The 25,304-nt window shown below is 55.8% G+C and carries 21 protein-coding genes, 1 tRNA gene and 3 pseudogenes; 11 read left to right on the forward strand and 14 right to left on the reverse strand.

Annotated features, from left to right (window positions below; genetic code table 11):
- Positions 1-240 precede the first annotated feature (240 nt).
- The 4 genes from potA to potD are packed head-to-tail and all read left to right on the forward strand — an operon-like array spanning position 241 to position 4,025.
- Positions 241-1,356 carry a spermidine/putrescine ABC transporter ATP-binding protein PotA gene (potA, locus tag B3797_RS14125; RefSeq protein WP_311791410.1) on the forward strand — a complete coding sequence of 372 codons (1,116 nt, stop codon included), beginning with the start codon at positions 241-243 and terminating at the stop codon, positions 1,354-1,356.
- The gene (gene potB, locus B3797_RS14130) at positions 1,340-2,200 is read left to right on the forward strand and encodes a spermidine/putrescine ABC transporter permease PotB (RefSeq protein WP_409373194.1); all 861 of its coding nucleotides are present in this window, start codon (positions 1,340-1,342) and stop codon (positions 2,198-2,200) included. The genes potA and potB overlap by 17 nt, the downstream gene beginning before the upstream one ends.
- Positions 2,197-2,982, forward strand: coding sequence for a spermidine/putrescine ABC transporter permease PotC (gene potC, locus B3797_RS14135; RefSeq protein WP_120452102.1), 786 nt, complete (start codon positions 2,197-2,199; stop codon positions 2,980-2,982). Before potB ends, potC begins: the two co-directional genes overlap by 4 nt.
- Positions 2,982-4,025: a spermidine/putrescine ABC transporter substrate-binding protein PotD gene (potD, locus tag B3797_RS14140; RefSeq protein ID WP_311791411.1), complete on the forward strand. Its 1,044-nt coding sequence runs from the start codon at positions 2,982-2,984 to the stop codon at positions 4,023-4,025. The genes potC and potD overlap by 1 nt, the downstream gene beginning before the upstream one ends.
- A gap of 71 nt (positions 4,026-4,096) precedes the next feature.
- Here potD and cobB read toward each other — a convergent pair whose 3' ends face one another.
- From cobB to lolC, 4 genes are all read right to left on the reverse strand, one after another.
- Positions 4,097-4,930 (reverse strand): Sir2 family NAD+-dependent deacetylase, encoded by an 834-nt coding sequence (gene cobB / locus B3797_RS14145; RefSeq protein ID WP_269949163.1) that lies wholly within the window; start codon positions 4,928-4,930, stop codon positions 4,097-4,099.
- A gap of 92 nt (positions 4,931-5,022) precedes the next feature.
- A complete protein-coding gene (gene lolE / locus B3797_RS14150; RefSeq protein WP_311781704.1) occupies positions 5,023-6,267 on the reverse strand; it encodes a lipoprotein-releasing ABC transporter permease subunit LolE in 1,245 nt (414 codons plus the stop codon).
- A complete protein-coding gene (gene lolD / locus B3797_RS14155) occupies positions 6,267-6,971 on the reverse strand; it encodes a lipoprotein-releasing ABC transporter ATP-binding protein LolD (RefSeq protein ID WP_126688729.1) in 705 nt (234 codons plus the stop codon). Before lolD ends, lolE begins: the two co-directional genes overlap by 1 nt.
- The gene (gene lolC, locus B3797_RS14160) at positions 6,964-8,163 is read right to left on the reverse strand and encodes a lipoprotein-releasing ABC transporter permease subunit LolC (RefSeq protein WP_311791412.1); all 1,200 of its coding nucleotides are present in this window, start codon (positions 8,161-8,163) and stop codon (positions 6,964-6,966) included. The genes lolD and lolC overlap by 8 nt, the downstream gene beginning before the upstream one ends.
- Positions 8,164-8,385: 222 nt before the next feature.
- Here lolC and B3797_RS14165 point away from each other — a divergent pair, with 222 nt between their 5' ends.
- Positions 8,386-8,595 (forward strand): hypothetical protein, encoded by a 210-nt coding sequence (locus tag B3797_RS14165; protein ID WP_311781706.1) that lies wholly within the window; start codon positions 8,386-8,388, stop codon positions 8,593-8,595.
- Between the two features lie 102 nt (positions 8,596-8,697).
- The gene (mfd, locus tag B3797_RS14170) at positions 8,698-12,141 is read left to right on the forward strand and encodes a transcription-repair coupling factor (protein ID WP_311791413.1); all 3,444 of its coding nucleotides are present in this window, start codon (positions 8,698-8,700) and stop codon (positions 12,139-12,141) included.
- Positions 12,142-12,183: 42 nt separating this feature from the next.
- On the opposite strand, the gene phoA is transcribed toward mfd, so the two are convergent.
- Complete coding sequence (gene phoA / locus B3797_RS14175) at positions 12,184-13,608, reverse strand: alkaline phosphatase (RefSeq protein WP_311791414.1); 1,425 nt, start codon at positions 13,606-13,608, stop codon at positions 12,184-12,186.
- Between the two features lie 244 nt (positions 13,609-13,852).
- Between phoA and B3797_RS14180 the strand changes: the two genes are divergently transcribed.
- A tRNA-Ser gene (locus B3797_RS14180) sits at positions 13,853-13,940 on the forward strand.
- Positions 13,941-15,049: 1,109 nt separating this feature from the next.
- Here B3797_RS14180 and B3797_RS14185 read toward each other — a convergent pair.
- The 4 genes and pseudogenes from B3797_RS14185 to B3797_RS14200 form a co-directional block, all read right to left on the reverse strand.
- Positions 15,050-15,490 (reverse strand): lysis protein, encoded by a 441-nt coding sequence (locus tag B3797_RS14185; protein WP_311791415.1) that lies wholly within the window; start codon positions 15,488-15,490, stop codon positions 15,050-15,052.
- Positions 15,480-15,983 (reverse strand): annotated as a pseudogene (locus tag B3797_RS14190) (lysozyme). The gene B3797_RS14185 and the pseudogene B3797_RS14190 overlap by 11 nt, the downstream one beginning before the upstream one ends.
- Positions 15,984-15,985: 2 nt before the next feature.
- Entirely contained in the window at positions 15,986-16,210 is a 225-nt protein-coding gene (locus tag B3797_RS14195; RefSeq protein ID WP_311791416.1) for a phage holin, read from the reverse strand.
- Between the two features lie 159 nt (positions 16,211-16,369).
- Positions 16,370-16,525: a hypothetical protein gene (locus B3797_RS14200; protein ID WP_311781712.1), complete on the reverse strand. Its 156-nt coding sequence runs from the start codon at positions 16,523-16,525 to the stop codon at positions 16,370-16,372.
- Between the two features lie 317 nt (positions 16,526-16,842).
- Between B3797_RS14200 and B3797_RS14205 the strand changes: the two genes are divergently transcribed.
- Positions 16,843-17,118, forward strand: coding sequence for a hypothetical protein (locus B3797_RS14205; RefSeq protein WP_311791417.1), 276 nt, complete (start codon positions 16,843-16,845; stop codon positions 17,116-17,118).
- A 400-nt stretch (positions 17,119-17,518) separates the two neighbouring features.
- On the opposite strand, the pseudogene B3797_RS14210 reads toward B3797_RS14205, so the two are convergent.
- Positions 17,519-18,285, reverse strand: a pseudogene (locus tag B3797_RS14210) (antitermination protein).
- Positions 18,286-18,679: 394 nt separating this feature from the next.
- Between B3797_RS14210 and B3797_RS14215 the strand changes: the two are divergent.
- From B3797_RS14215 to B3797_RS14225, 3 genes and pseudogenes are all read left to right on the forward strand, one after another.
- Positions 18,680-19,054 carry an HNH endonuclease gene (locus B3797_RS14215; RefSeq protein WP_311782244.1) on the forward strand — a complete coding sequence of 125 codons (375 nt, stop codon included), beginning with the start codon at positions 18,680-18,682 and terminating at the stop codon, positions 19,052-19,054.
- 426 nt (positions 19,055-19,480) lie between these two features.
- Positions 19,481-19,618, forward strand: a complete 138-nt coding sequence (locus B3797_RS14220) for a protease FtsH-inhibitory lysogeny factor CIII (RefSeq protein WP_311791418.1) — start codon at positions 19,481-19,483, stop codon at positions 19,616-19,618.
- A gap of 134 nt (positions 19,619-19,752) precedes the next feature.
- Positions 19,753-19,950: pseudogene (locus B3797_RS14225) on the forward strand (integrase); the annotation flags it as partial.
- Positions 19,951-20,544: 594 nt separating this feature from the next.
- Here B3797_RS14225 and B3797_RS14230 read toward each other — a convergent pair.
- From B3797_RS14230 to efeO, 4 genes are all read right to left on the reverse strand, one after another.
- The gene (locus B3797_RS14230; protein WP_414693089.1) at positions 20,545-21,489 is read right to left on the reverse strand and encodes a benzoate transporter; all 945 of its coding nucleotides are present in this window, start codon (positions 21,487-21,489) and stop codon (positions 20,545-20,547) included.
- 399 nt (positions 21,490-21,888) lie between these two features.
- The gene (phoH, locus tag B3797_RS14235) at positions 21,889-22,677 is read right to left on the reverse strand and encodes a phosphate starvation-inducible protein PhoH (protein ID WP_126688716.1); all 789 of its coding nucleotides are present in this window, start codon (positions 22,675-22,677) and stop codon (positions 21,889-21,891) included.
- A gap of 506 nt (positions 22,678-23,183) precedes the next feature.
- On the reverse strand, positions 23,184-24,458 hold the full coding sequence (gene efeB, locus B3797_RS14240; RefSeq protein WP_311791419.1) for an iron uptake transporter deferrochelatase/peroxidase subunit: 1,275 nt from the start codon (positions 24,456-24,458) through the stop codon (positions 23,184-23,186).
- A 1-nt stretch (position 24,459) separates the two neighbouring features.
- Positions 24,460-25,304, reverse strand: an 845-nt coding sequence (gene efeO / locus B3797_RS14245) for an iron uptake system protein EfeO (protein ID WP_311791420.1), incomplete at its 5' end; no start/stop codon positions are given.

Here is a 25,304-nt window from a genome sequence, read left to right on the forward strand (position 1 = left end):
TGTTGCGTCATATCATTAACTGACAGGTTAACCTGCGTTGAGCATTTGCAGAAAGATCTTTTACCGCCGCGCTTAACATCTGTCGTCAGAGGAAGTTTATAAACGCGCATTCGCCTCTTTTCACCGCCAAAACATGGCATTGCCGCGTTTTTCAGGTATCATCGCGCCCTCTCGCTGGCTGGCCGACGTAAGCGGCTATGCTGTAACCTGTTCGACCTTATTACCGACTGAGTGACTAAAATGACGCAAACACGCGCGCAGCAGGCGCTGGTTACGCTTTCTGGCATCAGTAAAGCTTTCGACGGCAAGTCCATTATCAGCGACTTTAACCTGACCATCGACCACGGCGAATTTATTACCCTGCTCGGCCCGTCGGGCTGCGGCAAAACCACTATCCTGCGCCTCATTGCCGGGCTTGAAGAGGCCGACAGCGGCCGCGTGGTGCTGGACAACATCGACATCACCGACACGCCCGCCGAGCATCGCCACGTCAACACGGTGTTTCAGAGCTACGCGCTCTTCCCGCATATGTCCGTTTTTGAAAACGTCGCCTTCGGCCTGCGCATGCAGAAAACGCCAAATGCGGAGATCGCCGCGCGCGTCAGCGAGGCGCTGGCGATGGTGCAGCTGGAAAGCTTCGCCGATCGTCGCCCGCACCAGCTCTCCGGCGGTCAGCAACAGCGCGTCGCCATTGCGCGCGCGGTGGTGAATCGCCCCAAAGTGCTGCTGCTTGACGAGTCGCTCTCGGCGCTCGATTACAAGCTGCGCAGGCAGATGCAGAACGAGCTGAAAGCGCTGCAGCGCAAGCTCGGCATCACCTTTGTATTTGTCACGCACGATCAGGAAGAGGCGCTGACCATGTCAGACCGTATCGTGGTGATGCGCGACGGCAAGATTGAGCAGGACGGCACGCCGCGCGAAATCTACGAAGAGCCGAAAAACCTGTTCGTGGCGCGCTTTATCGGCGAGATCAACGTGTTTGATGCCGACGTTATCGACGCCAGCGATGCGCCACGCGTGCGCGCCCGCGTCGAGGGCCGCGAGTGCGATATTCACTGCGCCTTCCCGGTCAGCGCTGGCGATCGCCTGCATGTTCTGCTGCGTCCGGAAGATCTGCGCGTCGAGGAGGTGCACAGCGACCAGGCGATAGAGGGCCTGACTGGCTACGTGCGCGAGCGCAACTATAAAGGTATGACGCTGGAATCTACCGTCGAGCTGGAAAACGGCAAGCTGGTGACGGTCAGCGAATTCTTTAACGAGGACGATCCCGACTTCGATCACTCCCTCAATCAAAAAATGGCGGTGAACTGGGTTCCCAGCTGGGAGGTGGTACTGCCCTATGAAGCTGATGCGTAACCGTTTTCAGAAAGGCGTGACGGCGCTGATCGTCGGCTGGCTGGCGCTGTTCGTGCTGCTGCCGAACCTGATGATCTTTATCACCAGCTTTCTGACGCGCGACGATGCGCACTTCGTTCGCATGGCGTTCACCCTCAGCAACTATACGCGGCTGCTCGATCCGCTCTATGGCGAAGTGCTGCTGCACTCGCTCAATATGGCGGTTATCGCCACGCTCTGCTGCCTGCTGCTGGGCTATCCCTTCGCCTGGTGCCTGACGAAGCTGTCGGCGCGCCTGCGTCCGCTGATGCTGTTTCTGCTGATTGTGCCCTTCTGGACCAACTCGCTGATCCGTATTTACGGGCTGAAAATCTTTCTCAGCACGCGCGGCTGGCTGAACGACTTTCTGCTGTGGCTCGGCGTAATTGAGACGCCGTTTCGCATTATGTATACGCCTCAGGCGGTGATCCTCGGCCTGATCTACATTCTGCTGCCCTTTATGGTGCTGCCGCTCTACTCCAGCCTGGAGAAGCTGGATCGCGCCTGTCTGGAAGCGGCGCGCGACCTCGGCGCCAGCAAAGCGCAGACTTTTTTCCGCATTATCCTGCCGCTGACGATGCCGGGCATTGTCGCGGGCTGTCTGCTGGTACTGATTCCGGCGATGGGCCTTTTCTACGTGGCGGATCTGATGGGCGGCGCGAAGAACCTGCTGATCGGCAACGTCATCAAGAGCCAGTTCCTGAATATCCGCGACTGGCCGTTCGGCGCGGCGACCAGCATCGTAATGACGCTGCTGATGGGCCTGATGCTGCTGTTTTACTGGCGCGCCGCGCGCCTGCTGAATAAAAAGGTGGAGCTGGAATGATCGCACGCCTGCTACGCGGCGGCTTTATGGCCGCGATTTACGCCTGGTTTTATATCCCCATCGCGATCCTGATCGTGAACTCGTTTAACGCGTCGCGCTTCGGCATTAACTGGCAGGGATTCAGCACCCAGTGGTACAGCCTGCTGGTGAATAACGACAGCCTGATCCAGGCGGCGCAACATTCGCTGATGATGGGCGTGCTCTCTGCCAGCTGCGCGACGCTGATCGGCTCGCTCACCGCGGTGGCGCTCTACCGCTACCGTTTTCGCGGCAAACCCTTCGTCAGCGGCATGCTGTTCGTGGTGATGATGTCGCCGGATATTGTTATGGCGATCTCTCTGCTGGTGCTGTTTATGCTGCTGGGCATTTCGCTCGGCTTCTGGTCGCTGCTCTTTTCGCATATCACCTTCTGCCTGCCCTTTGTGGTGATCACCGTCTATTCCCGGCTGAAAGGCTTTGACGTGCGGATGCTGGAAGCGGCGAAGGATTTGGGCGCCAGCGAAACCACTATCTTGCGTAAAATCATTCTGCCGCTGGCGATGCCGGCGGTGGCGGCGGGCTGGCTGTTGAGCTTTACCCTGTCGATGGACGATGTGGTGGTCTCCTCCTTTGTGACCGGCCCAACGTTCGAGATCCTGCCGCTGAAGATCTATTCGATGGTAAAAGTCGGCGTCTCGCCGGAGGTGAATGCGCTGGCGACAATTTTGCTGCTGCTGTCGCTGCTGCTGGTCGGCGTCAGTCAGCTGTTGCTCCGTGATAAAACCAAACAGAGGATTGGATAATGAAGAAATGGTCTCACTGGCTGGCGGCTGGGGCGCTGGCGCTTGGCATGCAGGGCGCACAGGCTGACGACAGCAAAACGCTCTACTTCTACAACTGGACTGAATATGTGCCGCCGGGGCTGCTGGAGCAGTTCACTAAAGAGACCGGCATCAGGGTGATTTACTCTACCTATGAGTCCAATGAGAGCATGTATGCCAAGCTGAAGACCTGGAAAGATGGCGCCTACGATCTGGTGGTGCCTTCAACTTACTTTGTGGCGAAAATGCGCAATGAAGGCATGCTGCAAAAGATCGACAAGACGCAGCTGAGCAACTTCAAAAACCTCGATCCGAACCTGCTGAATAAGCCGTTCGATCCCAGTAACGACTATTCGATTCCCTATATCTGGGGCGCGACGGCGATTGGTGTCAATACCGACGCGGTAGACGCGAAGTCGGTGCAGAGCTGGGCGGATCTGTGGAAGCCGGAGTATAAGCAGAGCCTGCTGCTGACCGACGACGCGCGCGAAGTGTTCCAGATGGCGCTGCGCAAGCTGGGCCTGTCGGGCAATACCCGCGATCCGAAAGAGATCAACGCCGCCTATGAAGAGCTGAAGAAGCTGATGCCGAACGTGCTCGCCTTTAACTCTGATAATCCCGGCAACCCCTTTATGGAAGGCGAAGTGAATCTCGGCATGATCTGGAACGGTTCCGCCTATGTGGCGCGTCAGGCGGGCACGCCGCTTGAGGTGGTCTGGCCAAAAGAGGGCGGGATTTTCTGGATGGATAACCTGGCGATACCGGCTAACGCGAAAAACAAGGCGGGCGCGCTGAAGCTGATCAACTTCCTGCTGCGTCCCGACGTGGCGGCGAAGGTCGCGGAAACCATCGGCTACCCGACGCCGAACCTGGCCGCGAAGGCGCTGCTGCCGAAAGCGGTAGCGGAAGATCCGTCGCTCTATCCTTCAGCTGACATCATTAAGAATGGCGAATGGCAGAATGACGTCGGTGACGCCAGCGTGCTGTATGAGACGCTGTTCCAGAAGTTAAAGGCGGGACGTTAAAAAAAAAGGCGGCCTGGCCGCCTTTTTTTATACCCGTATCTTAACCGCTAAGCCGTTTGTAAAACAGACGGTTACTTATAAAGGCTGCGTAAGAAGCCATCGACAAAGTGCGGCACCACTTCGCTTGCCAGCCCGTAGTGACGCTCGGCAAACTCGTTGCCGACCTGGCTCGGCTCCAGATTCAGCTCCACGGTATGGGCGCCCTGCAGTCTGGCTTCATGCACAAAGCCCGCCGCCGGATAGACGTGCCCGGACGTGCCGATGGCGATAAAAAGATCCGCCTTCTCCAGTGCGTGATAAATTTCCTCCATGCCGATGGGCATTTCACCGAACCACACCACATGCGGGCGCAGCGGCGCAGGAAACTGACAGCAGGTGCAGCGATCGTCGGTCGTGAGATCCTCGCTCCATGAAATCACCTGCCCGCTGCTGGTGCAGCGCGCCTTCAGCAATTCGCCATGCATATGCAGCACGCGACTGTTGCCGGCCCGCTCGTGCAGGTTGTCGATATTCTGCGTCACCAGCAAAAAGTTGTCGCCCAGCACCTGCTCCAGCTCGGCCAGCGCCTTGTGCGCGGTGTTAGGCTGGATCTCGCTCGACTGCAGTGAACGACGGCGCGCATTGTAGAAACGCTGCACCAGTTCGGGATCGCGGCGGTAACCCTCCGGCGTCGCTACATCTTCAACGCGATGCTCTTCCCACAGGCCGTCGGCGGCGCGAAAGGTCTGGATGCCCGACTCGGCCGAGATGCCCGCGCCGGTCAGCACCACCACAAACGGCTGCGGATGAGCCGCCAGTTCCACCTGACGATCGCGTTCAAAAATACGCTGGCGAAAACGCTGGTGCACCTTGCGGCGGTTCTTCTTATAACGGGCGAGCCGCAAGCGTCGACGCGGTGTGCGCATAAAAACTCCTTGTGGGCGACGTCGGGTCGCCGCCAGAAAATCTCAAGTGTAGCGGCCGCATATGACAGCGCAATGCCGCCGTTTTCGCCCTGCTACTGGCCGCTCAGCACGCGCGCCGGATCGATGCGGCTGGCGCGTCGCGCCGGGTACCAGCTCGCCAGCAGGCTTAGCACAATGGCCGTCAGCAATACGGAGAAAACGTCCAGCCAGTGCAGCTCTGAAGGCAGAAAATCGATAAAGTAGATATCGCCCGCCAGTAAATGATGGCCGGTCAGCGATTCCAGCCCGCGCACTAAGGTAGTGAGATTGAGCGCCACCAGCACGCCGATAACCACGCCGCTGACGCTGCCGAGCAGCCCTGCCAGCAAGCCGTACCAGATAAAAATCGCGCGGATCAGACCATCTTTCGCACCCAGCGTGCGCAGTACCGCAATATCGCTGCTCTTGTCTTTTACCGCCATAACCAGCGTCGAGACGATATTAAAACAGGCTACGCCAATCACCAGCACCATCGCCAGATACATAATGGCGCGGATCATCTGAATATCGCGATACATATAGCCAAAGGTGCCAATCCAGCTGCGAATGTAGACGTAAGCGTGCGTCGCCTCGCCCGCATCGCGCACCAGCTTCACCGCCTGAAACGGGTCGCGCATCTTCAGGGCGATACCCGTGACACTGTCACCCATATCGAGATAGTTTTGCGCGTCCGCCAGCGGCACCAGCGCCAGACTGTGGTCCAGCATGCCGCTCAGCTGCAGAATACCGCTCACCTGCAGGCGAATACGCTTCGGCTGCAGCAGCTTCGTGCCGCCATCATTATTAGGGATCATGATGGTGATCCAGCTGCCCTGCTTCACGTTAAGCGCGCGCGCGATGCCGCCGCCTAAAATAATCTGCTGCTTGCCCGCGGCGAAAGTTGACCAGCCATCCCCTTCGACAAACTGGGGCAGCGCGCTGAGGCGCGGCTCCTGCGCCGGATCAACGCCTTTAACCTGCAGCGCCTGCAGCTTCGCGCCGCTCTCGATCAGGCCGGTGAAGTTAACATAGGGCGCAGCGGCGGCGATGCCGGGCACCTGCTCTACCGGCGCGATCAGCGATTGCCAGTTGCGGAACGGCTGATTCACCGCCTCGATCTCGCCGTGTGGCACCACCGCCAGAATGCGGTTATTTAGCTCGCGTTCAAAACCGTTCATGGCGCTCAGGCCAATGATCAATACCGCCACGCCCAGCGCAATGCCCAGCGTCGAGATAATGGAAATCAGCGACACCATACCGCCGCCGCGGCGGCCGCGGCTGAAGCGCAGCCCTAACAACAGGGATAACGACGAACCCATCAGAGCGCTCCTGCTAAGGTCACCTGCTCGCTTAACTGACCGTCGCGCATCTCCATCTGACGCGACAGGCGTTTCGCCAGATGGAGATCGTGCGTCACCACCAGAAAGGCGGTGCCCTGACGGACATTCAGCTCGCCCAGCAGTTCAAAAATCGCGTCGGCGTTACGCGCGTCGAGGTTGCCGGTTGGCTCATCCGCCATCACCAGGCGCGGACGGTTCACCAGCGCGCGGGCGATAGAGACGCGCTGGCGCTCGCCGCCCGACAGCTCTGACGGACGATGATGCGCGCGCTTCTCCAGCCCCACCGCCGCCAGCATCTCACGCGCGCGCTGCTGCGCTTCCGCTTTGCCGGTCTTGCCGATCAGCAGCGGCATCGCCACATTCTCCAGCGCGTTAAAGTCGGGCAACAGGTGGTGGAACTGGTAGATAAAGCCCAGCTCGCGGTTGCGCAGCGCCGCTTTGGCGGAAGAGGACATGGCGTTCAGCGACTGGCCGTCAAATACCACATCGCCAGAGGTCGGCGCGTCCAGGCCGCCCAGCAGATGCAGCAGCGTACTTTTGCCGGAGCCGGAGCTGCCGACAATCGCCACCAGTTCGCCGGGCTGCAGGCTAAAAGTGACGTTGCGCAGCACATCAGTCTGCACGCTGCCTTCCTGATAGCGCTTGCACAGCTCGCGGCACTGCAACAAAGGGGTGTTACTCATAACGTAAAGCCTCAGCGGGTTGAACGGCGGCGGCGCGCCAGGAGGGATAGAGCGTCGACAGCAGCGCGACAACCATTGCCGTCACGGCGATGGTCACCACCTGCCAGAGATTGATGTCGACCGGTAGCGCCGCGCCATCCAGAAACAGGCCGATAACCGGCATCAGATTATTAAGCTGGCTGGCCAGCAGCACGCCCAGCAGCGTGCCGAGCAGCGCGCCGATAATTCCGGCGCTGGCGCCCTGCACCATAAAGACCGCGACAATCTGACGGCGCGTCAGCCCCTGGGTTTGCAGAATAGCCACCTCGCCCTGCTTCTCCATGATCAGCAGGCCCAGCGACGTATTGATATTAAAGGCGGCGACAGCGACGATCAGGCTAAGCAGCAGCCCCATCATATTTTTCTCCATGCGCACCGCCTGGAACAGGTCGCCTTTGCGTTCGCGCCAGTCTTTCCACACCAGTCCGGCAGGCAGCGACTGCTGGCTCAGGGCATCCACCTGCAGCGGCTTATCCAGCCACAGCCGCCAGCCGGTGACGTTGCCCGCCGGATAGCGCATCAGGCGCGAGGCGTCCTGCTGGTTGACCAGGATCTGGTAGCCGTCCACCTCGCTGTTAGCCGCGTAGGTGCCTGCAACGGTGAACAGCCGCTGGCTCGGCACGCGTCCCATCGGGGTAAACTGGCTAACCGACGGCACCATCAGACGCAGCTCGTCGCCGCGTTTGACGCCAAGCTGCGCCGCCAGCTGCTCGCCGAGGATGACGTTATACTGGCCCGACTGCAGCATGCTCTGCGGCGTATTGACCAGAAACGGCGTAAGGGGATCTTTTTGATCGGGCTGAATGCCGAGCATCACGCCGACCGACACGTTATGCGCGCTCTGCAATACCACGTCGGCGGTCGTGAGCGGCGCCATGCGGCTGACGCCCGCCAGCTTAAGGCTGTCGGCGGGCTGCTGCTGCGGGTTAATGCTGCCTTTGTCGCTGGTGATCAGCGCCTGCGGCATCAGCCCAAGGATATTGCCCTCCAGCTCGCGTTCAAAGCCGTTCATCACCGACAGCACAGTGACCAGGGCCAGCACGCCGAGCGTGATGCCGATAGTGGAGAGCCAGGAAACGAAGCGACCAAAGCGATCCGATGCTCGCCCGCGCATATAGCGCAGGCCGATAAATAGCGCGACAGGTTGATACATGTATTCCGTCTTGGCAGTTGCCTGAAAGTAGACCAGTGATGATAAAGGAGGCGTTCGGTTTATGAAACCTCTAACCCTCTGAGTACGCGGCAAAGTGTGGCCGATTTTTGTTAAAAAGAAATCCCGGCGCTGCTGGTTGCGCGTTTAATCGCCTGCCGTCCGGGTAAGCTACACTATAAGGTGTAGTCAGCAACCGGCTCTTCAGGCGCGGGAGTAAACACCATGTTCAAATATCCCAAAGGCAGCATTGTGAAACACAAATCGGGAGAGATTAAAGGCGAGATCGTTAACGTTTTTGAACAGGGAGACGCGCCAGCCGGTTACTACGTCAGATGGGACGACGGCAACCACAGCTATCATCTGGAAACAGAGTTGAGCTGGGCGAATATCGATCGTCCGCGTATGCACTATACCCAACCATCCGCTAAATAACTCGGTCACCGCGCAAAGGAAAAACCGTCGCAGCAGGTGATCGCCAGGGCGTAATGTGGAATCATGGCGCCCTGGAAAAAATGGAGAGAACCACAAGATCCCATGTCCGAACAGACCCGCTATGCCCTGCCCGTAAAACCCGGCGATCGTCGCCAGCTCGGCCAGCTGATCGGTGCCGCGCACGCGGTAGAATGCGCCAGCATTACCGAGCGCCACGCCGGTCCGGTGTTGATGATCACTCCCGATATGCAAACCGCGCTGCGTTTGCTGGATGAAATCCGCCAGTTTACCGATCTGCCCGTCAGCCACCTCGCCGACTGGGAAACGCTGCCTTACGACAGCTTCTCGCCCCATCAGGACATTATTTCGGCCCGCCTGTCAACGCTGTACCAGCTGCCGACGATGGCGCGCGGCATGCTGATTATGCCGGTGAATACCCTGATGCAGCGCGTCTGTCCGCATCCTTATCTTCACGGTCATGCGCTGGTGATGAAGCAGGGACAGAAACTGTCGCGCGATCGCCTGCGCGATCAGCTGGAGCAGGCGGGCTACCGCCACGTTGACCAGGTGATGGAGCACGGCGAATACGCCACGCGCGGCGCGCTGCTCGACCTCTTTCCAATGGGCAGCGAGCAGCCCTATCGCATCGACTTTTTCGACGATGAGATCGACAGCCTGCGCCTGTTCGACGTTGACAGCCAGCGTACGCTGGAAGCGGTGCCGGCGATCAATCTGCTGCCGGCCCATGAATTCCCTACCGACAAAGCGGCGATCGAGCTGTTTCGCACCCGCTGGCGCGAACTGTTCGACGTGCGCCGCGAACCGGAACATATCTATCAGCAGGTCAGCAAGGGCACGCTGCCTGCCGGGATCGAATACTGGCAGCCGCTCTTTTTTGAGCAGGAGCTGCCGACGCTGTTCAGCTATCTGCCCGACAATACGCTGATTGTGAACTGCGGCGATCTTAACGGCAGCGCGGAGCGTTTCTGGCAGGACGTCGAAGCGCGCTATGAAAACCGCCGCGTCGATCCGATGCGCCCGCTGCTGACGCCGACCACGCTGTGGCTGCGTCCGGATGCGCTGCTGGGCGAGCTGAACCACTGGCCGCGCGTGCAGATGACCAACGAGGCGCTGCCGGAGAAAGCCGCCAACACCAATCTTGGCTATCAGCCGCTACCGGATATCGCGGTACAGGCGCAGGCCAAAGCGCCGCTCGATCCGCTGCGGCAGTTCCTCGACGGCTTCAGCGGTCAGGTCACCTTTTCGGTAGAGAGCGAAGGCCGCCGCGAAAGCCTGCAGGAGCTGCTGGCGCGCATTAAGCTGCGCCCGCAGACGGTACAGCGTTTCGATGAGGCAAACGACGAACGCTTTACGCTGATGATCGGCGCCAGCGAGCGCGGCTTTGTGGATACGCTGCGCGACCGCGCCCTGATCTGCGAAAGCGATCTGCTGGGCGAGCGCGTGAGCCGTCGCCGCCAGGATACGCGCCGCACCATTAATCCCGATATTCTGATCCGCAACCTGGCCGAGCTGACGCCCGGTCAGCCGGTGGTACATCTGGAACATGGCGTCGGCCGCTATATCGGCCTCACCACGCTGGAAGCGGGCGGCATTATGGCGGAGTATCTGATGCTCTCCTATGCCAACGACGCCAAACTCTACGTGCCGGTGTCGTCGCTGCATCTGATTAGCCGCTACGCCGGCGGCGCGGATGAAAATGCCCCGCTGCACAAGCTGGGCAGCGACGCCTGGACGCGCGCGCGGCAGAAAGCAGCGGAGAAAGTGCGCGACGTCGCCGCCGAGCTGCTCGATATCTACGCCCAGCGCGCGGCGAAAGCGGGTTACGCGTTTAAGCACGACCGCGAACAGTATCAGCTCTTTTGCGAGAGCTTCCCCTTTGAAACCACGCCGGATCAGGCACAGGCGATTAACGCTGTGCTGAGCGATATGTGCCAGCCGCTGGCGATGGATCGCCTGGTGTGCGGCGACGTCGGCTTCGGCAAAACGGAAGTGGCGATGCGCGCCGCTTTTCTCGCCGTCGAGAACCACAAGCAGGTCGCGGTGCTGGTGCCGACCACGCTGCTGGCGCAGCAGCACTACGACAACTTCCGCGATCGCTTCGCCAACTGGCCGGTGCGCATCGAGATGCTGTCGCGCTTCCGCAGCGCCAAAGAGCAGACACAGGTGCTGCAGGAAGCAAGCGAAGGCAAAATTGATATCCTGATCGGCACCCATAAGCTGCTGATGAGCGATCTGAAGTGGCACGATTTAGGGCTGCTGATCGTCGACGAAGAGCACCGTTTCGGCGTGCGCCACAAAGAGCGCATCAAGGCGATGCGCGCCGACGTCGATATCCTGACGCTGACCGCGACGCCGATCCCGCGCACCCTGAATATGGCAATGAGCGGCATGCGCGATCTGTCGATTATCGCCACGCCGCCTGCTCGTCGTCTGGCAGTAAAAACCTTTGTGCGCGAGTACGACGCGCTGGTAGTACGCGAGGCGATCCTGCGTGAAGTGCTGCGCGGCGGCCAGGTCTACTATCTCTACAACGACGTTGAAAACATTGAAAAGGCAGCGCAGCGGCTGGCAGAGCTGGTGCCGGAAGCGCGTATCGCCATCGGCCACGGTCAGATGCGTGAGCGCGACCTTGAGCGGGTGATGAACGACTTCCACCATCAGCGCTTTAACGTGCTGGTCTGTACCACTATTATCGAAACCGGTATCGACATCCCGACCGCCAATACCATTATTATCGAGCGCGCCGACCACTTCGGTCTGGCGCAGCTGCACCAGCTACGCGGCCGCGTTGGGCGTTCACACCACCAGGCTTACGCCTGGCTGCTGACGCCGCCGCCCAAGGCGATGACCGGGGACGCGCAGAAGCGTCTGGAAGCGATCGCCTCGCTGGAGGATCTCGGCGCGGGTTTCGCGCTGGCGACGCACGATCTGGAGATCCGCGGCGCGGGCGAACTGCTGGGCGAAGAGCAGAGCGGCCAGATGGAGACGCTGGGCTTCTCGCTCTATATGGAGCTACTGGAGAACGCGGTGGATGCGCTGAAGGCGGGGCGCGAGCCGTCGCTGGAAGATCTCACCAGCAATCAGACCGAGATTGAGCTGCGTATGCCCGCCCTGCTGCCGGAGGATTTTATTCCCGACGTCAATACGCGCCTGTCGCTCTATAAGCGCATCGCCAGCGCCGACAGCGAAGAGGAACTGCAGGAGCTGAAGGTTGAGATGATCGACCGCTTCGGCGTACTGCCGGATGCGGCACGTAATCTGCTGGATATCGCGGTGCTGCGGCTGATGGCGCGCAGTCTTGGCATCCGTAAAATCGAAGTGAGCGATAAAGGCGGCTTCTTTGATTTTGCGCCGCAGAACAGCGTCGATCCCGGCTGGCTGATTAGCCTGCTGCAGAAAGAGCCGCAGCAGTGGAAGCTGGATGGCCCGACCCGCCTGCGCTTTACGCGTGATTTGGCCGAGCGCAAGCTGCGTATGGAGTGGGTGCAGAGCTTTATGGCCCAGCTGCGCGAAAACCGCGTCTGATTGTAAAAGGCAACGTCTCCCGCCAGGCGGGAGACGTTATTTTTATTTCAGCGCCATCGCATCGCGCAGCGTAAAGAAGAGATCGGTCTGATCGGTCAGTCCCACCACGTTCGCCGCCCAGGGGCCATAGGCCGCGATACGCAGCTGCGTGCCGGTATGTCCCTGCGAGTCGCTGTCTGAGTTGCCGTAGCTGATAGTCATCACCGCACCATCTTTGGTATTCAGCGCCTGCGTCAGGCCTGGCGCCTTCGTCTCATTGGCGATGATCTGGCTGCTGTGCGCGTGATCCGCCGTGACGACCACCAGCGTATTGCCCTCTTCGCGCGCGAAGGCGAGCGCCTGCTGCACCGCTTCGTCGAGATCGACAGTTTCGCCGATTTGGCCACACGGGTTCGCCGCGTGATCTTCTTTATCGATCGATGCACCCTCCACCTGCAGGAAGAAGCCGTTCGGGTTGGTTTTAAGCAGATCTATCGCTTTTGCGGTCATCTGCGCCAGCGTCGGGGTAGCGACCGGACGCTCTTTATTAACCTCGCAGGTTACCGCTGGCTGGTCGATGTTGCCGTGATAGCTCGCCTTTGGCCCTTTCCAGCGCACCGGCATATTGCCATCGGCAAACAGGCCGAGCAGCGGTTTCTGGTCACTGGCGGCGGTCACGGCGTTCAGCCCCTGCCAGTCGCTCACCAGCTGATATCCCCGCGCCTGCGCCTGCTCACGCAAAGTTTTACCCTGATAGTCGCCCGCTTTCGCCACTTCGTTAAAGGATTTTGCGCCGCCGCCCAGCACCACGTCGGCGCGCGTTTTCAAAATTTGCTCGCTGATCGATCCTCTGCCGCCCTTCTCCAGCGCGTTGCTGGCGCACAGCTCGCTGGTTTTCTCCGGACCGTAGCATTTACGGCTGGTGACGTGCGCCATCAGCGCGGCGGGCGTGGCGTCCTGTAGCTCCGCCGTAGAGACGTTGCCGGTCGCTTTACCTGCCGCTTTGGCGATCTCCAGCAGGGTTTGCTGATCTTTACCGTTGACGTCGACGCCGATAGCGCCGTTATAGCTCTTGGTGCCGGTGGCCCACGCGGTGGCAGACGCGGCGGAATCGGTAACGTAGTCCGGCTTATGCGTTTTTTTATCCAGCGAATAGTGGGTGTACTGACCGGTCAGCGGGAGCGCATCCAGCCCCTTAAAGAAACCGCCTGCGCCCTCCGCCAGATTGCGCGCCGCGGTGATTTCTGAGTCGCCCATGCCGTCGCCGATCAGCAAAATGACGTTTTTCGCCGTGGTGTTGCGCAGCGACGCTTTCAGCGCCTCTGTCTGATCGCCGGTCAGGCGCCGCGCGCCGCCGTGTTGAGTAATGTCTCCGCTTGCGGCGCGCGACCAGGCTGCGTCCGTTTGCGCGCTGGCGGTTTCGGCATGCACAGAGAAGCTCACCACTGAAGCGAGCAGCGAGAAGGTAAAGAGGCGCATCTGTTTCATCTTGTGTTCCCTTATTAGCAAAATTTACCAGAAGTTTCAGCTGTTAAGTCTGTGATGCTTTGGTGACATTTTTGTGGCTGTGGGATTTCTTTTTGATGACAATCTAACCGAGCTGCGCAGTGATAAATCGATTCGAACAGAGCTTAAGCGGATAGAAAAAAAGAGAAAAATAGTGCTTGACCCTTTTCAGCCGACTCCCTATAGTAGCGCCCCGTTGACCCAGCAAGGTCGGCAAACAAAATGTGGTGAGGTGTCCGAGTGGCTGAAGGAGCACGCCTGGAAAGTGTGTATACGGCAACGTATCGGGGGTTCGAATCCCCCTCTCACCGCCATAATTAGTAGGACGTTGAGCGGACAAACCCACGTGTAGACTGAATCCAAAGACTACATAAAGACAACGGAACTACAAAAGCAGTATAAAAAAGTGCACTTGAAATGCACGCGCATCTCGGATGCAAAGAAAAAGCCTCTGGTTAACGCCAGAGGCTTTTCTGTTTGTGTCTAATGTCAACGGAATATTTCAAGGTGCTGCAATCCCATCGCAACACCCTTCTTCCTTATATGTGCTTTCCCTGACGCTCAGATCGTCAGACGGGACTCGTCATCGTCGTCAGGCTCCTGGGGCGTGCTCACTTGGATGCTGTCCTAGAGCCATCACTGGATCTGCCGATGTGGAATTATTCTATATTCGAAGCGGGGCCTTATAATATGCCCCGTAAAGTCATATGATTCGCTCGCACACAGCAGCACAAATAACCATAAAGTAACACACCTTCATGATTGCCCGCTTTAAGCGGGCTTTTCCTTTTCTGCGCCCAGACGCCCCTTTATGCACCCCTTACCATAAGCCAGCGGTCCCGCAGCCTGCTCAGATCGGCGCGGCATGTAGCTAACGCGTCACCAGGGCTCGCTTGACGCCAGATCAAAAGCAAAACCCTGAGCGTGCGTCACACCAACGAGCGAACGCAACTGAAAGCACTGGATGCAGCCAAGTCCCTCCCCCCTCTATCCTTACGGACTCGACTGGTTTTTACATACCTCGATTGTGAGGGATGTAAAATCTGCGACTCTTCGCCGGTCAATGCCTTGTCTAAAGCCCCGATGTATTCAAGAGTTTCTGCCAGGTGCATCCAGCCAGTTATCAATACGCTTGCCAAATCTCTTTGCTACGCCAGTAACGTTGATCCAGCCTTCTATATTGAAGCGAACTGTTTCACCTTTGTAGTTCAGTGGGACAATGTTCATTCGGTAGTCCTACAGAAAGTGAGCCTGTCGCACAGAGAAACTCGCCCCAGAGAGGTCCGCACCTATACGGGTTTCTCTCAGGCTCGCTTTCTGTAGGCTCTGAGTTGTTGTTTGCGCGTGCGAGGCGCATAAAAAAGCCCTGCAGATGCGGGGCTGATGTTGCTCTGTCAGAGGAAGAGAATCTTCTTGGGGTTTGTCATCTCAAACATTGCTCTTTGATGTACTGCTGCAGATAACTCACTTGCCCGGAGATGGTGCTGATTCGCTCTCTGAGAGTGAAATAATCCCGTTGAGCGGAGTCGTTAAGTCGGGCGGTGGTTGCGCCGCCCACGCTGCCGTTGGAGGTGGGTTGCTTCTCACATATTACGTTGAGCTGCACCCTGCGCTTGCCAGAATCGACATCCCGACGCAGATCGCTAATGGTGTCTTTCGCATCAGCTAACTCCTTTGTGTATTTCGCGCTGAGCGCGGCAACGTCACGCTGGCGGACCTGCATATCGTCAATCGTCTGCTGGCGCTCGGTAGCCAGGCTGTCAGCGGTAACGTATTTTCCGTGGTAAAGAATTGCTACCCGGCAGACCACAATAAGCGCCACCAGCAGCAGGCCAAAAATTAGTGCTCGCCAGCTAAATGTCATTTGGACCATCCGCCAGGCACATTGAACGTTCCATGTTGCGGCGATTCATCAGACCACGAAACTTCATACCACCGGCATAAACCCAGCGGCGCAACTCTTCACATGCACCATCCTGATCGCCTGCGGTCAGCTTCTTAAGCAACGTTGATTTAGAGAATGCGCCGGAACCGACGTTGTAGGTGAAGCTGTAGAGCACAGCGCGCTGATATTCATTAAGCGGAACCTTGACCAGGCCGTCTACGGTTTTCTTTACCGGCTGTAGGTCATTCTACATCAGGCGATCGCATTCGCGGTCACTGTAGGTTTTGCCCTTAACGATGTCGGTGCTCGTATGCCCGTCGCAAATCGTCCAGACCCCGGCCACGTCTTTGTAAGGAACGTAAAAGCGCCCTTCCACACCATCCTTGCCGCCGAGGAATACCGTAGCGATAAGCATGGATCCGCCACCTGCGGCAGCGATCAGCTTGTTCCGCAGGCTTGTTGAAATAGCCATGACTATTCCTCGCCCAGCTGGTCGGAAGATATGTAGCCTCGTTCTTCCAGCTCATTTATCTGTGCCAGAGAAACTTTCCGTTTGAAATAAACGTTAATGGCGAACGTCAGCAGCGCGACGACAATACCGGCTATGACACCAACAGCACGCCATTCGTCTGGACTGAGCCGTGTAAGCAACCCGTTGGCAACCGTACTGTAGGCAACACCAGATGCAAGTTTGCTCATATCAATGCTCATGCTCACCTTCGTGATTACGGTCGGTGATGTCAGTAGTCGATGAAAATGCGCATCAGCCATATCTTGCAAAGGTTAATTTGGATTGACTGGCTGGGCGCAGAAAAAGAAAAGGCCCGCCGAAGCGAGCCTTTTTTACTTAAAAGGGAGTCAGTCTTGTTCATCAAAAAGTGATTCCAAAAAACAGCGCTGCTGGGGGCTTAAAATCCATCCGTCCAGACGGTCTACCTTATTTTCATGCTTCTCACTTTTCTCTTCATATCCATCCATGTTGTCATTTCTCCCTGCCAGTAAATCCAGAAACATAGCTCAACCTTAAATGTATAATCACTAAACAATTAGCACGCTTATTATCTTGCGCATTATCGATTAGATTTTATACACCGCTAATTAAGAATAATCCTAACTAAAAAAGTTTAAAAAACGTGAAGTGAGTTTTGTTCTTATCTTAAGAGCCTTGACACACATACCGGGACCAATGTCAAGAATCCGCCTGAGCGCGGATTTTTTTGGAAAAAATCGCCTACTACCACGGGCCACTAAAACCGAAGTGTGCAGTGATTGGCTAGGATGAAAACGAAAAAATTAGATAATATCTTTCTTATAAATAAAGGAAGATTTCTATGGCTGATATCCGTAACTTTTCTCAACTCGAAGCTCTTGCAAATATCGCAACCCACAAATTTGTTTGGAGCGAACTTAATGGCAAAGGAAAGCTGAAGATTTATACAAAAGCTGGAATAGTTGCATATACTTTCATCCCGGGACTTAAGCGGTTTGTTGAGCACAATCCACCTCTGAGTGACGAGGCATGGGTGATCAGTCATGGAATCTTCGATTTTGACGTGGGCTATTTTTTAATGACGGCCCACCTCTTCTATGCGAAAACTGGCTTTTGATCTGATGCGCTGCTTTCAAGCCAGCCGTACTGCCACTTAGCTAGTTTGGAGAAAATGAAAAGGCACCGCAGAAGCGGTGATTTGGTGTTGCTGGGTGCCACAGTTTCTGATCCGCCCAGACGAATCCTCATAACCCATCAGCGGCTTTGGTTCCCGTCTCATCCTTTCAGAGCCGAGCCTTTCCTGCTGGCTGCTGGCTGCTGGCTGCTGGCTGCTAGAATTCAGACCAAAAAAAAGCCCCACGGCATAAGTCCGCAGGGCGTTAGTGTCCACTTAGAAAAGGCGGACTGTTTTGTTGCCGCTCAACAACAAGACGTAGCTTTCATTATTAGTGAATATATCCCTGACTTCCGGAAAAGTAAATAGCCCGCAATAAAATAACGAGCTATTTCCTTATACCCTAAGCAGTGACCTTATTGAGCGCTGCGTCTGCCCACAACTCCTCTACTTCAAGCTTGCCTATGAGCGTTTCGTAAAACTGCTTACCGATCTTCTCCCAGGTAGCCTGGCTGATGGCGTCGGTAATCTGGCAAATGGCTCAATAGCCACGATTGAAGGAATGCGCTCATACCCGCGACCGCCACACTGCTTACAGTCGCCCATGACTGGCACACCCTGCAGCTCCGTTTCTTTGCGCATCACCGCGCGCCCTCGCCCGTTGCAGTCCCGGCACGCCGAAGATATAACACCTTTGCCTGTGCAGGTTTTGCAGCGCACCCGGACCTGCTCACGCACTTCGCGGCGGCCGGCGCAAGACAGCATCGACTTCATCGCCACGACTTCAGCGGCGATAAAGCTGATGGCGTTGCAGCACTCGCACGGCTTAACGCTGGCGACGCTGCGGCAATAATCGAGGTAGGCGTATGTTGTGATCTCATGCATTACGGCTGGTTTAATATCTGTATCGAGCTTGCGAAGGGCGGCAACCCGATCGCAGGTTTGTAGTACAAATTCAGTTAACAGGGATACGGCGCATGCGGCGTTGTTCTCGCTTACTCCCACTTTCCTTATGAAAGCAGCGTAACCCAGCGGCGCGCGGCTCTGCGTCATCCCCATCGCGGCCATATAGTCAGTACCGGAAAGTGACTCAGATGCTGTTGCTGGCGGCATACCGGCAAAGCTCGCTGTCTTCGCAAAATGATATTTTACTGTGGCTTCAAGGCTCATGCTGCTTCGCTCCTCTGCTTAATCAGCTCTCTGGTTTTCTGCCGGTAGTGCGCTGCCAGCTCCTGCAACTCTTCTCGCGTAATGAAGGCAGTAGAAACAGAGACCGAGTATCACAAGCAGATTCTGGCGAGTGCGGCAATGTACGTAGAGCACCACATCAGCACCAAATACCAGAAGGTCAGCAACGAAGCTGGCCGTCAGATTCACGCAGTGCAGAAGTTTAAAGGCAGATGCACCCCGCTTATCTAGAGGTGAAAATGCTGACCCAGACAGACTGAAAGAACTGCTTCACTATGACCCGGAAACGGCTGCACTTACGTGGCTTGCTAAACGAAGAGGGCAGATTTCACCTGGTGACATCGCCGGTTATACAAACCGGGATGGTTACTCAGAAATTAGCGTCGATTGCAGAACCTATAAGGCAAAGCGCCTCGCAATTCTCTACATGACCGGAAGCATTCCTGATGTCGTTGACCACATCAACGGCATAACCGGTGATAACGCCTTTCGGAACTTAAGAGCGGCCACTCAAGCACAGAACACGCGCAACTGTCGAGGCCATAAAGACAGCAAGCTCGGCATCAAGGGGCTTTACCAGATGCGGAGCGGAAAATACAACCCAACAATTTGCGTTGATGGCAGGCAAATACATATCGGTGTTTACACTTCTCTTGATAGTGCGATTGAGGCAAGAGAAGCGGCATCTAAAAAGTACTATGGAGATTTCGCCCGCATGGGCAAATCGATGCATCCAAAAGACCTTTTTTGATTGTGGGAATAAATGCTTTTTTATTCTCATTTTTAGGATTAAAATTCACACGCTAAGCTTAATTACAATAAATACTTAGAAAAATGGATGATTACTGGTACGGAATGTTAACTGGAGCAGTTCTCGGACTGGCTCTCTCCTGGTGGTTGCACAGCGAAGAATTAAAGAAACTTCAAAAGAAGATTAAGCAATACGAAAAAATACTTTGGGACGAGTAAACCCAGAGACTCCCAAACCCGCTACGGCGGGTTTTTTATTGCGTGAAACAAACAGATATAGTGACACCGCAATGGCCTGTTGCGACAAGTCATGACGGTGCATTCGCACCAGACGCGTAATGACGTTACGAGAGATTTGCGCTTTTGGCTCCTGCAGGAATGCAGGGGCCATTTTTTTAACTCACTTAATCGAATTAAAGAACCCACTATGAACTATGCCATCGCGGGCGGTGCCGTAGTGGGCGCCGCTTACTTTCATGAATCCCAGCTTGATCGCCTTGTCCGCCGCCTGCACGCCGGGCTGCGCTCTGTTATCGACATTCTGAATCAGAGAGGTAAGCCGTAATGGAGATTTGACTACCAATAAAGGGAGATGAGGGCATTGCTGAAGTATCGAACATGAGAAACGTAAGGTCTGTTGACCGAGTTCTTCGGTCTGGGCAAAAGCGCTATGGAAGGCCGCTAACGAAGAGAACTGACAAATACCGTTATCGCAACCCGTATCAGACACGTCACACGTTTGCGACGATGCATATCAGCTCGGGTGCTAACCTCCTCTGGCTCTGCAAGCACATGGGGCATAAAGGCCCAGACATGCTGTTCAGAAATTACGGCTCCTACCTGGGCGATTACGATGGGCACCTGTCAAGGCCGGGGATCAAAACCGGAAGCGAATAACGGGGCAATTTGAAAAAATGTACGTGTAGTGCACGTGAAAAAGGATCCTTTTATGAAACCATTTAATATAAGCAAGTTACGGAGATATAAACGCGGGTTCGAATCCCCCTCTCACCGCCATCATTTCGAAGAAGAGTCTGAACTTTGGTTCAGACTTTTTTTGCCTGTCGCTCAGTGAGAGGACGGTAAACGCCCTGCCCCTGCCGGGTTCGACAACTGGCGCAGCAGGATAAAGAGCGAGCCTGCGATGCTGCACGCAGCGGATTAACTCCTTTTAGTGCTGCTATTCCGATTCAATTAACGTTTTCATGGTCCCAAGTGAAATGTTCGCAAGTCATTTTACCTGGCATCACGCGTTCCGCTTTTTAAAACGGGAGGCGAAGATAAAAGATACCCTGAAGCAACTGATCCAGTCGTCATGAGTAATAGGGCGGCCTGTTCTCGTGTAAAGTTGCGAGCGTTGTATATCTTGTTAAATCCTTAAGTAACCGCCGGGCTTTGAGAGCGTAGTGGTAAGCGCTGTAATCAAATGCCGTCGCGGCTTTAATCTTTAAAAATCAGGCGGAAAAAAGCCGCAAAGGCAGCGCTTTTACTTTACTTAATGAAATCTTCAAAACGACTTTGATTATCTACCAGCCAGTCTGGCATCTGTTCTTTTGTAATCGGTCTGATGACCATTTTGCGGGGCCGGTTCCAGATATCAATGTTTTGTTCAACGCAACGGCGAATATGATCCGGGTTATTAAATTCGGGTAAATTATGCTCAGTGTGAGAAATGGTAGCCATTTTTTCGCTAATGCGATCATCACTCATTACCCAGGAAAAGTGCCAGCCAGCATCATAAACGACATGCGTCCGTAGTTTAAGAAGCCTCCAGCGCCACCAGCATTCCCGAACAGGCGTGCCTTTACGTTTAACATTGCGAAGCAACTCCGGCTGCCCATGGAAAAAATGCTTCAGGCACTTAAAGGTGACCATTTTAGGTAATTTACACAGGCGCGGGGAACCATCGTCATTGAGGACCTGCACATTGAATTTGAAATTATAGAAGTTTTGGTAAAGCGTTGTGCAGATATGCCTGCGGCTAAATCGGGATAAAGCATCCGGACGAGGGATTTCATCGACGTCAGAAACGATAATAATATCATTGTCTTTAGCATCAACAAGCCCCTTCATAATGGAGTTGCGCGCTGTAGATTCGTTTTCCCAGGGGTCGGTTTCACCCGCTTTAACCAGAGAGCTATTTGAAAAAAATTCTTGTTCATAAAATGTCGGCGGCGTGTCGTTCACGACATAAATGATCTGATCGCGGAAGGCGCTAAATTTCTCGATGTCAAAGTTGAGCTTGTCGCGTTTCTTACCAGTGAACGTATAAAGTGACTCGACAATGACGAATTTATCAACGTGGGCATGCAGAGTGTGAAGTCTTAGTTCGAGAAGAAGGTCTTCATCGTAGTATAAAAAGCAATCATAAATCATCGTTATAAGCTCGCATGCAAAGCGTAAGAAAAACGTAATGATTTTAGCAAATTTATACATATGTACACAAATCGCCAACTGCCTGAGATGCGCTGAATTCAACAGAAAGGCTTCCCACAGTAAGTAAATTCCGCTGATTACCCCCGCCGCCTTTCCTGTCTGATTTTTAGTCTTACCCCTGCAGCTAACCAGTTCGCGCTTGTGCCGCTGCGTGCGCGTTTCAACTGCACGGACGACACACAGGCAATGTTTATAACGGGTAAAGATGCAGTGATGTTTGAGATGCGGATGTAGCCACGCAGTAATTTATCGATGTGTTGATGTGGAGGAATTCCGTAAAGGGAAGAAAAAAAGTGATGCTTGCTCTTGCTGATAAGTCGGTGGACTGGTTCAGACTTTATCAAATTTAAAAAAAACCCGGCCTCGGCCGGGTTTTGCTTGCTACACAGACTGACTCAATTAGCCATACGCATGAAGCGTTCGCTGACAGAGCGCCGAACGCACACAGTCATCTTTGCCGAAGCGTACAATGCCGACCATCTCGTCCTCTTCGAATCGCGCCAGCGCGTCCGCGAGACCGGAAGGCACCCCAGCGGGCAAGTCGCACTGGGTAATATCGCCGTTAACAATCACCGTGACGTTTTCGCCAAGGCGCGTCAGGAACATCTTCATCTGGGCCGCAGTGACGTTTTGTGCCTCATCGAGGATCACTACCGCGTTTTCGAACGTGCGCCCGCGCATATAGGCGAAAGGCGCAATTTCCACCTTGCCGATTTCGGGTCGCAGACAGTACTGCATAAAGGAAGCGCCAAGACGTTTAACCAGAACGTCGTAGACCGGCCGGAAATACGGGGCAAATTTCTCTGAGATATCCCCTGGCAGGAATCCCAGATCCTCATCAGCCTGTAGCACCGGACGTGTGACGATAATCCTGTCAATATCCTTATGTATCAGGGCCTCTGCCGCTTTCGCGGCGCTGATCCAGGTTTTACCGCATCCGGCCTCACCGGTCGCAAAGATCAGCTGCTTCGTTTCTATGGCATGGAGATAGTGCGCCTGAGCATCATTTCTGGCGGCTATCGGCGAACGATCGCGCACATCGCGCGCCATACCGATTGCATCCAGCCCACCCATCTGCACCAGCGAAGTGACCGATTCTTCTTCACGCTGACGATGACTGCGAGAGTCACTACGAAGCACCCTTCTGGCTTCACGACGCGCTTTGATCACTGCTTTCTGTCTTCCCATAGTCGCACCTTACAGTTGGTTTCATTTCCCGCGTTGGGCCGCTGCCCGTCACGATTAACTGAACGCTTTAGAGGTTTGATTGGCTTCCTTTAGAGCCATGACGTGCCGTTGATAAAGATGTGCCGCCGCAACGAAGCGCAGCCGCACACCGGTAAATTCGGAGGTGGAAATTACAATTTGATAAAGAAGAGTGTGCTGTCGAAGGCGCGCTGGCCCTCGCTGAAGAGTGTGAAACCTGAAGTGAAACTGTCTGTCCTGTAAAGGACCTTCCCATGCGCGACCTCAGTATGCGATACAACCCGCTTACCCATTAACTTGCACTAATTTTAACAGACTTGGCAACATTAATTTTACGAGCGCCCCAGGAAAACAAAAACATCTGGCATCGGCCAGCGAGCAGAGGGGATTTTCTGATGAAAAATGAATGAGTTATCTGTACGAAGCGGGAAATAATTTTTTTCTGAGGGGGTAAAAAACCGCGCCGCCGTCGCGGCGGCGCAGGTCAATCAGGCTTCAAGCAGCGGCTGCGCCAGATAGTGCTTTTCGTCAGGAACACCCGGCAAAACAAAGAAGTAGCCGCCGCCGATGGGTCGAACATACTCCTCCAGCGCTTCGCCGTTAAGCCGTTTCTGTACCGTGATAAAGCCTTTTTCCAGATCGTGCTGATAACAGACAAAAAGCAGGCCCATATCGAGCTGTCCCGATGCGGTGGTGCCCGCCGAATAGCTGTAGCCGCGGCGCAGCATCAGGCTGCTTTCCGTCTCGCGCGTGCGCGGATTGGCGAGGCGGATATGCGCGTCAAGGGCGATGATTTCGCCATCTGGATCTTTGGTATAATCCGGTACGTCATGCTCATGCTGCATGCCCAGCGGCGCGCCGCTCAGCTTGTCGCGGCCAAAGATGGTCTGCTGCTCGCCGAGCGGCGTGCGGTCCCACATCTCCACGTGAAAACGAATAATGCGCGCCGCCTGATAGCAGCCGTTGCGCGTCCATGCTGGTTCATCCTGATCGGCCGTTACCCACAGCAGCTTATCCATCAGCGGCTTATCCTGAGTGTCGGGATTCGCCGTACCATCCTTGAAGCCCAGCAGGTTAATCGGCGTCTCTTTGCCCTGGCTGCGCGCGGCGTGGTCGGCGATAAAGCCTTCGCGTCGCCAGCGTACCCCCAGCAGATCGGGGGTGTATTTAACGATATCGCGCAGCGCGTGGATTACCGTGTCCTGGGTATTGGCGCAGATTTGCAGCAGCAGATCGCCATGGCACTGGGCGGCATCAAGCGAATCGTTGGGAAAGCGCGTCATGGTTTGCAGCTTTTTCGGCTTCAGCGCCTGCAGGCCAAAACGTTCATCAAACAGCGATACGCCCACCGAAACCGTAATGGTCAGGTTATCCGGCGCGATCTCCGCGCCAAGAATACCGGAATCCATCGGCGGCAGTTTTGGATTGGGAACCGCCGGCGCCGCACCGCCTGTGGTCAAAAAGGCGATGCGCGCGGTCAGCAGCTTAAACAGCCGTACCAGTTCATCTTTGTCGCTGGCCAGCACGTCGAAGGCGACCAGCATCATCGAGGCCTGCTGCGGCGTGGTGATGCCTGCCTGGTGCTGCCCGTAGAAAGGTTGTACCTGCTGTCGCGCATCAGGCGCAACCGTTCCGGGAGAGAAACTGTCGGCTGCGGCATGAAATGGACAACCGCCGCCCAGGGCGGCCACGCCGCCGAACAGACCCAGGCCTTTTAACAGGCGCCGCCGTGCGGGCTGCGCCTCATCCTGTTTACGACTCATACTAATCCAGCCCTAAGGTACCGCGCAGTAAAGAGAGATCTTCCGCCAGCGCGGTAATCGGCCCTTTAAGCGCATTGCGATCCGCGCTGGTGAGCTTCTCGTAGGAGGTAAAGCCCTCTCCTGTGCGGTACTTACGCAAAATAGCGTCCACTTTTTTAAAGTTGCCGTCGACCTTCGCCAGCAGCTCCGGGTTCGCCTGCTGCAGCTGAGGACGCAGCAGATCAACGATTTTTTGCGCCCCGTCGACGTTCGCCTGGAAATCCCACAGGTCAGTGCGGCTGTAGCGATCTTCTTCACCGGAAATCTTACTGGAGGCCACCTCTTCAATCAGGCCTGCTGCGCCGCCGACCACTTTCACCGGCGGGAAGGCCAGCTCGCTGATGCGGGTCTGCAGATCCTTCACGTCGCGGTTAAGCTGGGTCGCGTAGCCCTCCATACCTTTGGTGCTGTTATCGCTGAACAGCGCTTTCTCCAGACGGTGGAAGCCGGTGAATTTTGGATCTTCCGCTTTCTTCTCATAATCGTCTTCGCGCGCGTCGATGCTGCTGTCGAGATCGGAGAAAAGCTCGGCGATGGGTTCGATACGCTCGTAATGCTGGCGCGTCGGCGCATAGAGCGCTTTAGCCTTTTCAATATCGCCCGCTTTTACCGCCTGCGTGAAGGCTTCGGTGCTTGTCACCAGCTGCGCCACTTCCTGCGTCACGTAAGCTTTATATGCGGTAATAGGGCCAGCCAGCGCCAGCACATCGGGCTTGCCGCTTTTCGCGGCGGGCGAAGCGTCGCCCTGCACGATAAGCTTGCCCTTCGGGTTGCTCAGCAGGCCGCAGGTCATCTCATATTCGCCCG

The organism is Pantoea sp. UBA5923, assembly GCF_002431095.1.
Lineage (GTDB): Bacteria > Pseudomonadota > Gammaproteobacteria > Enterobacterales > Enterobacteriaceae > Pantoea > Pantoea piersonii.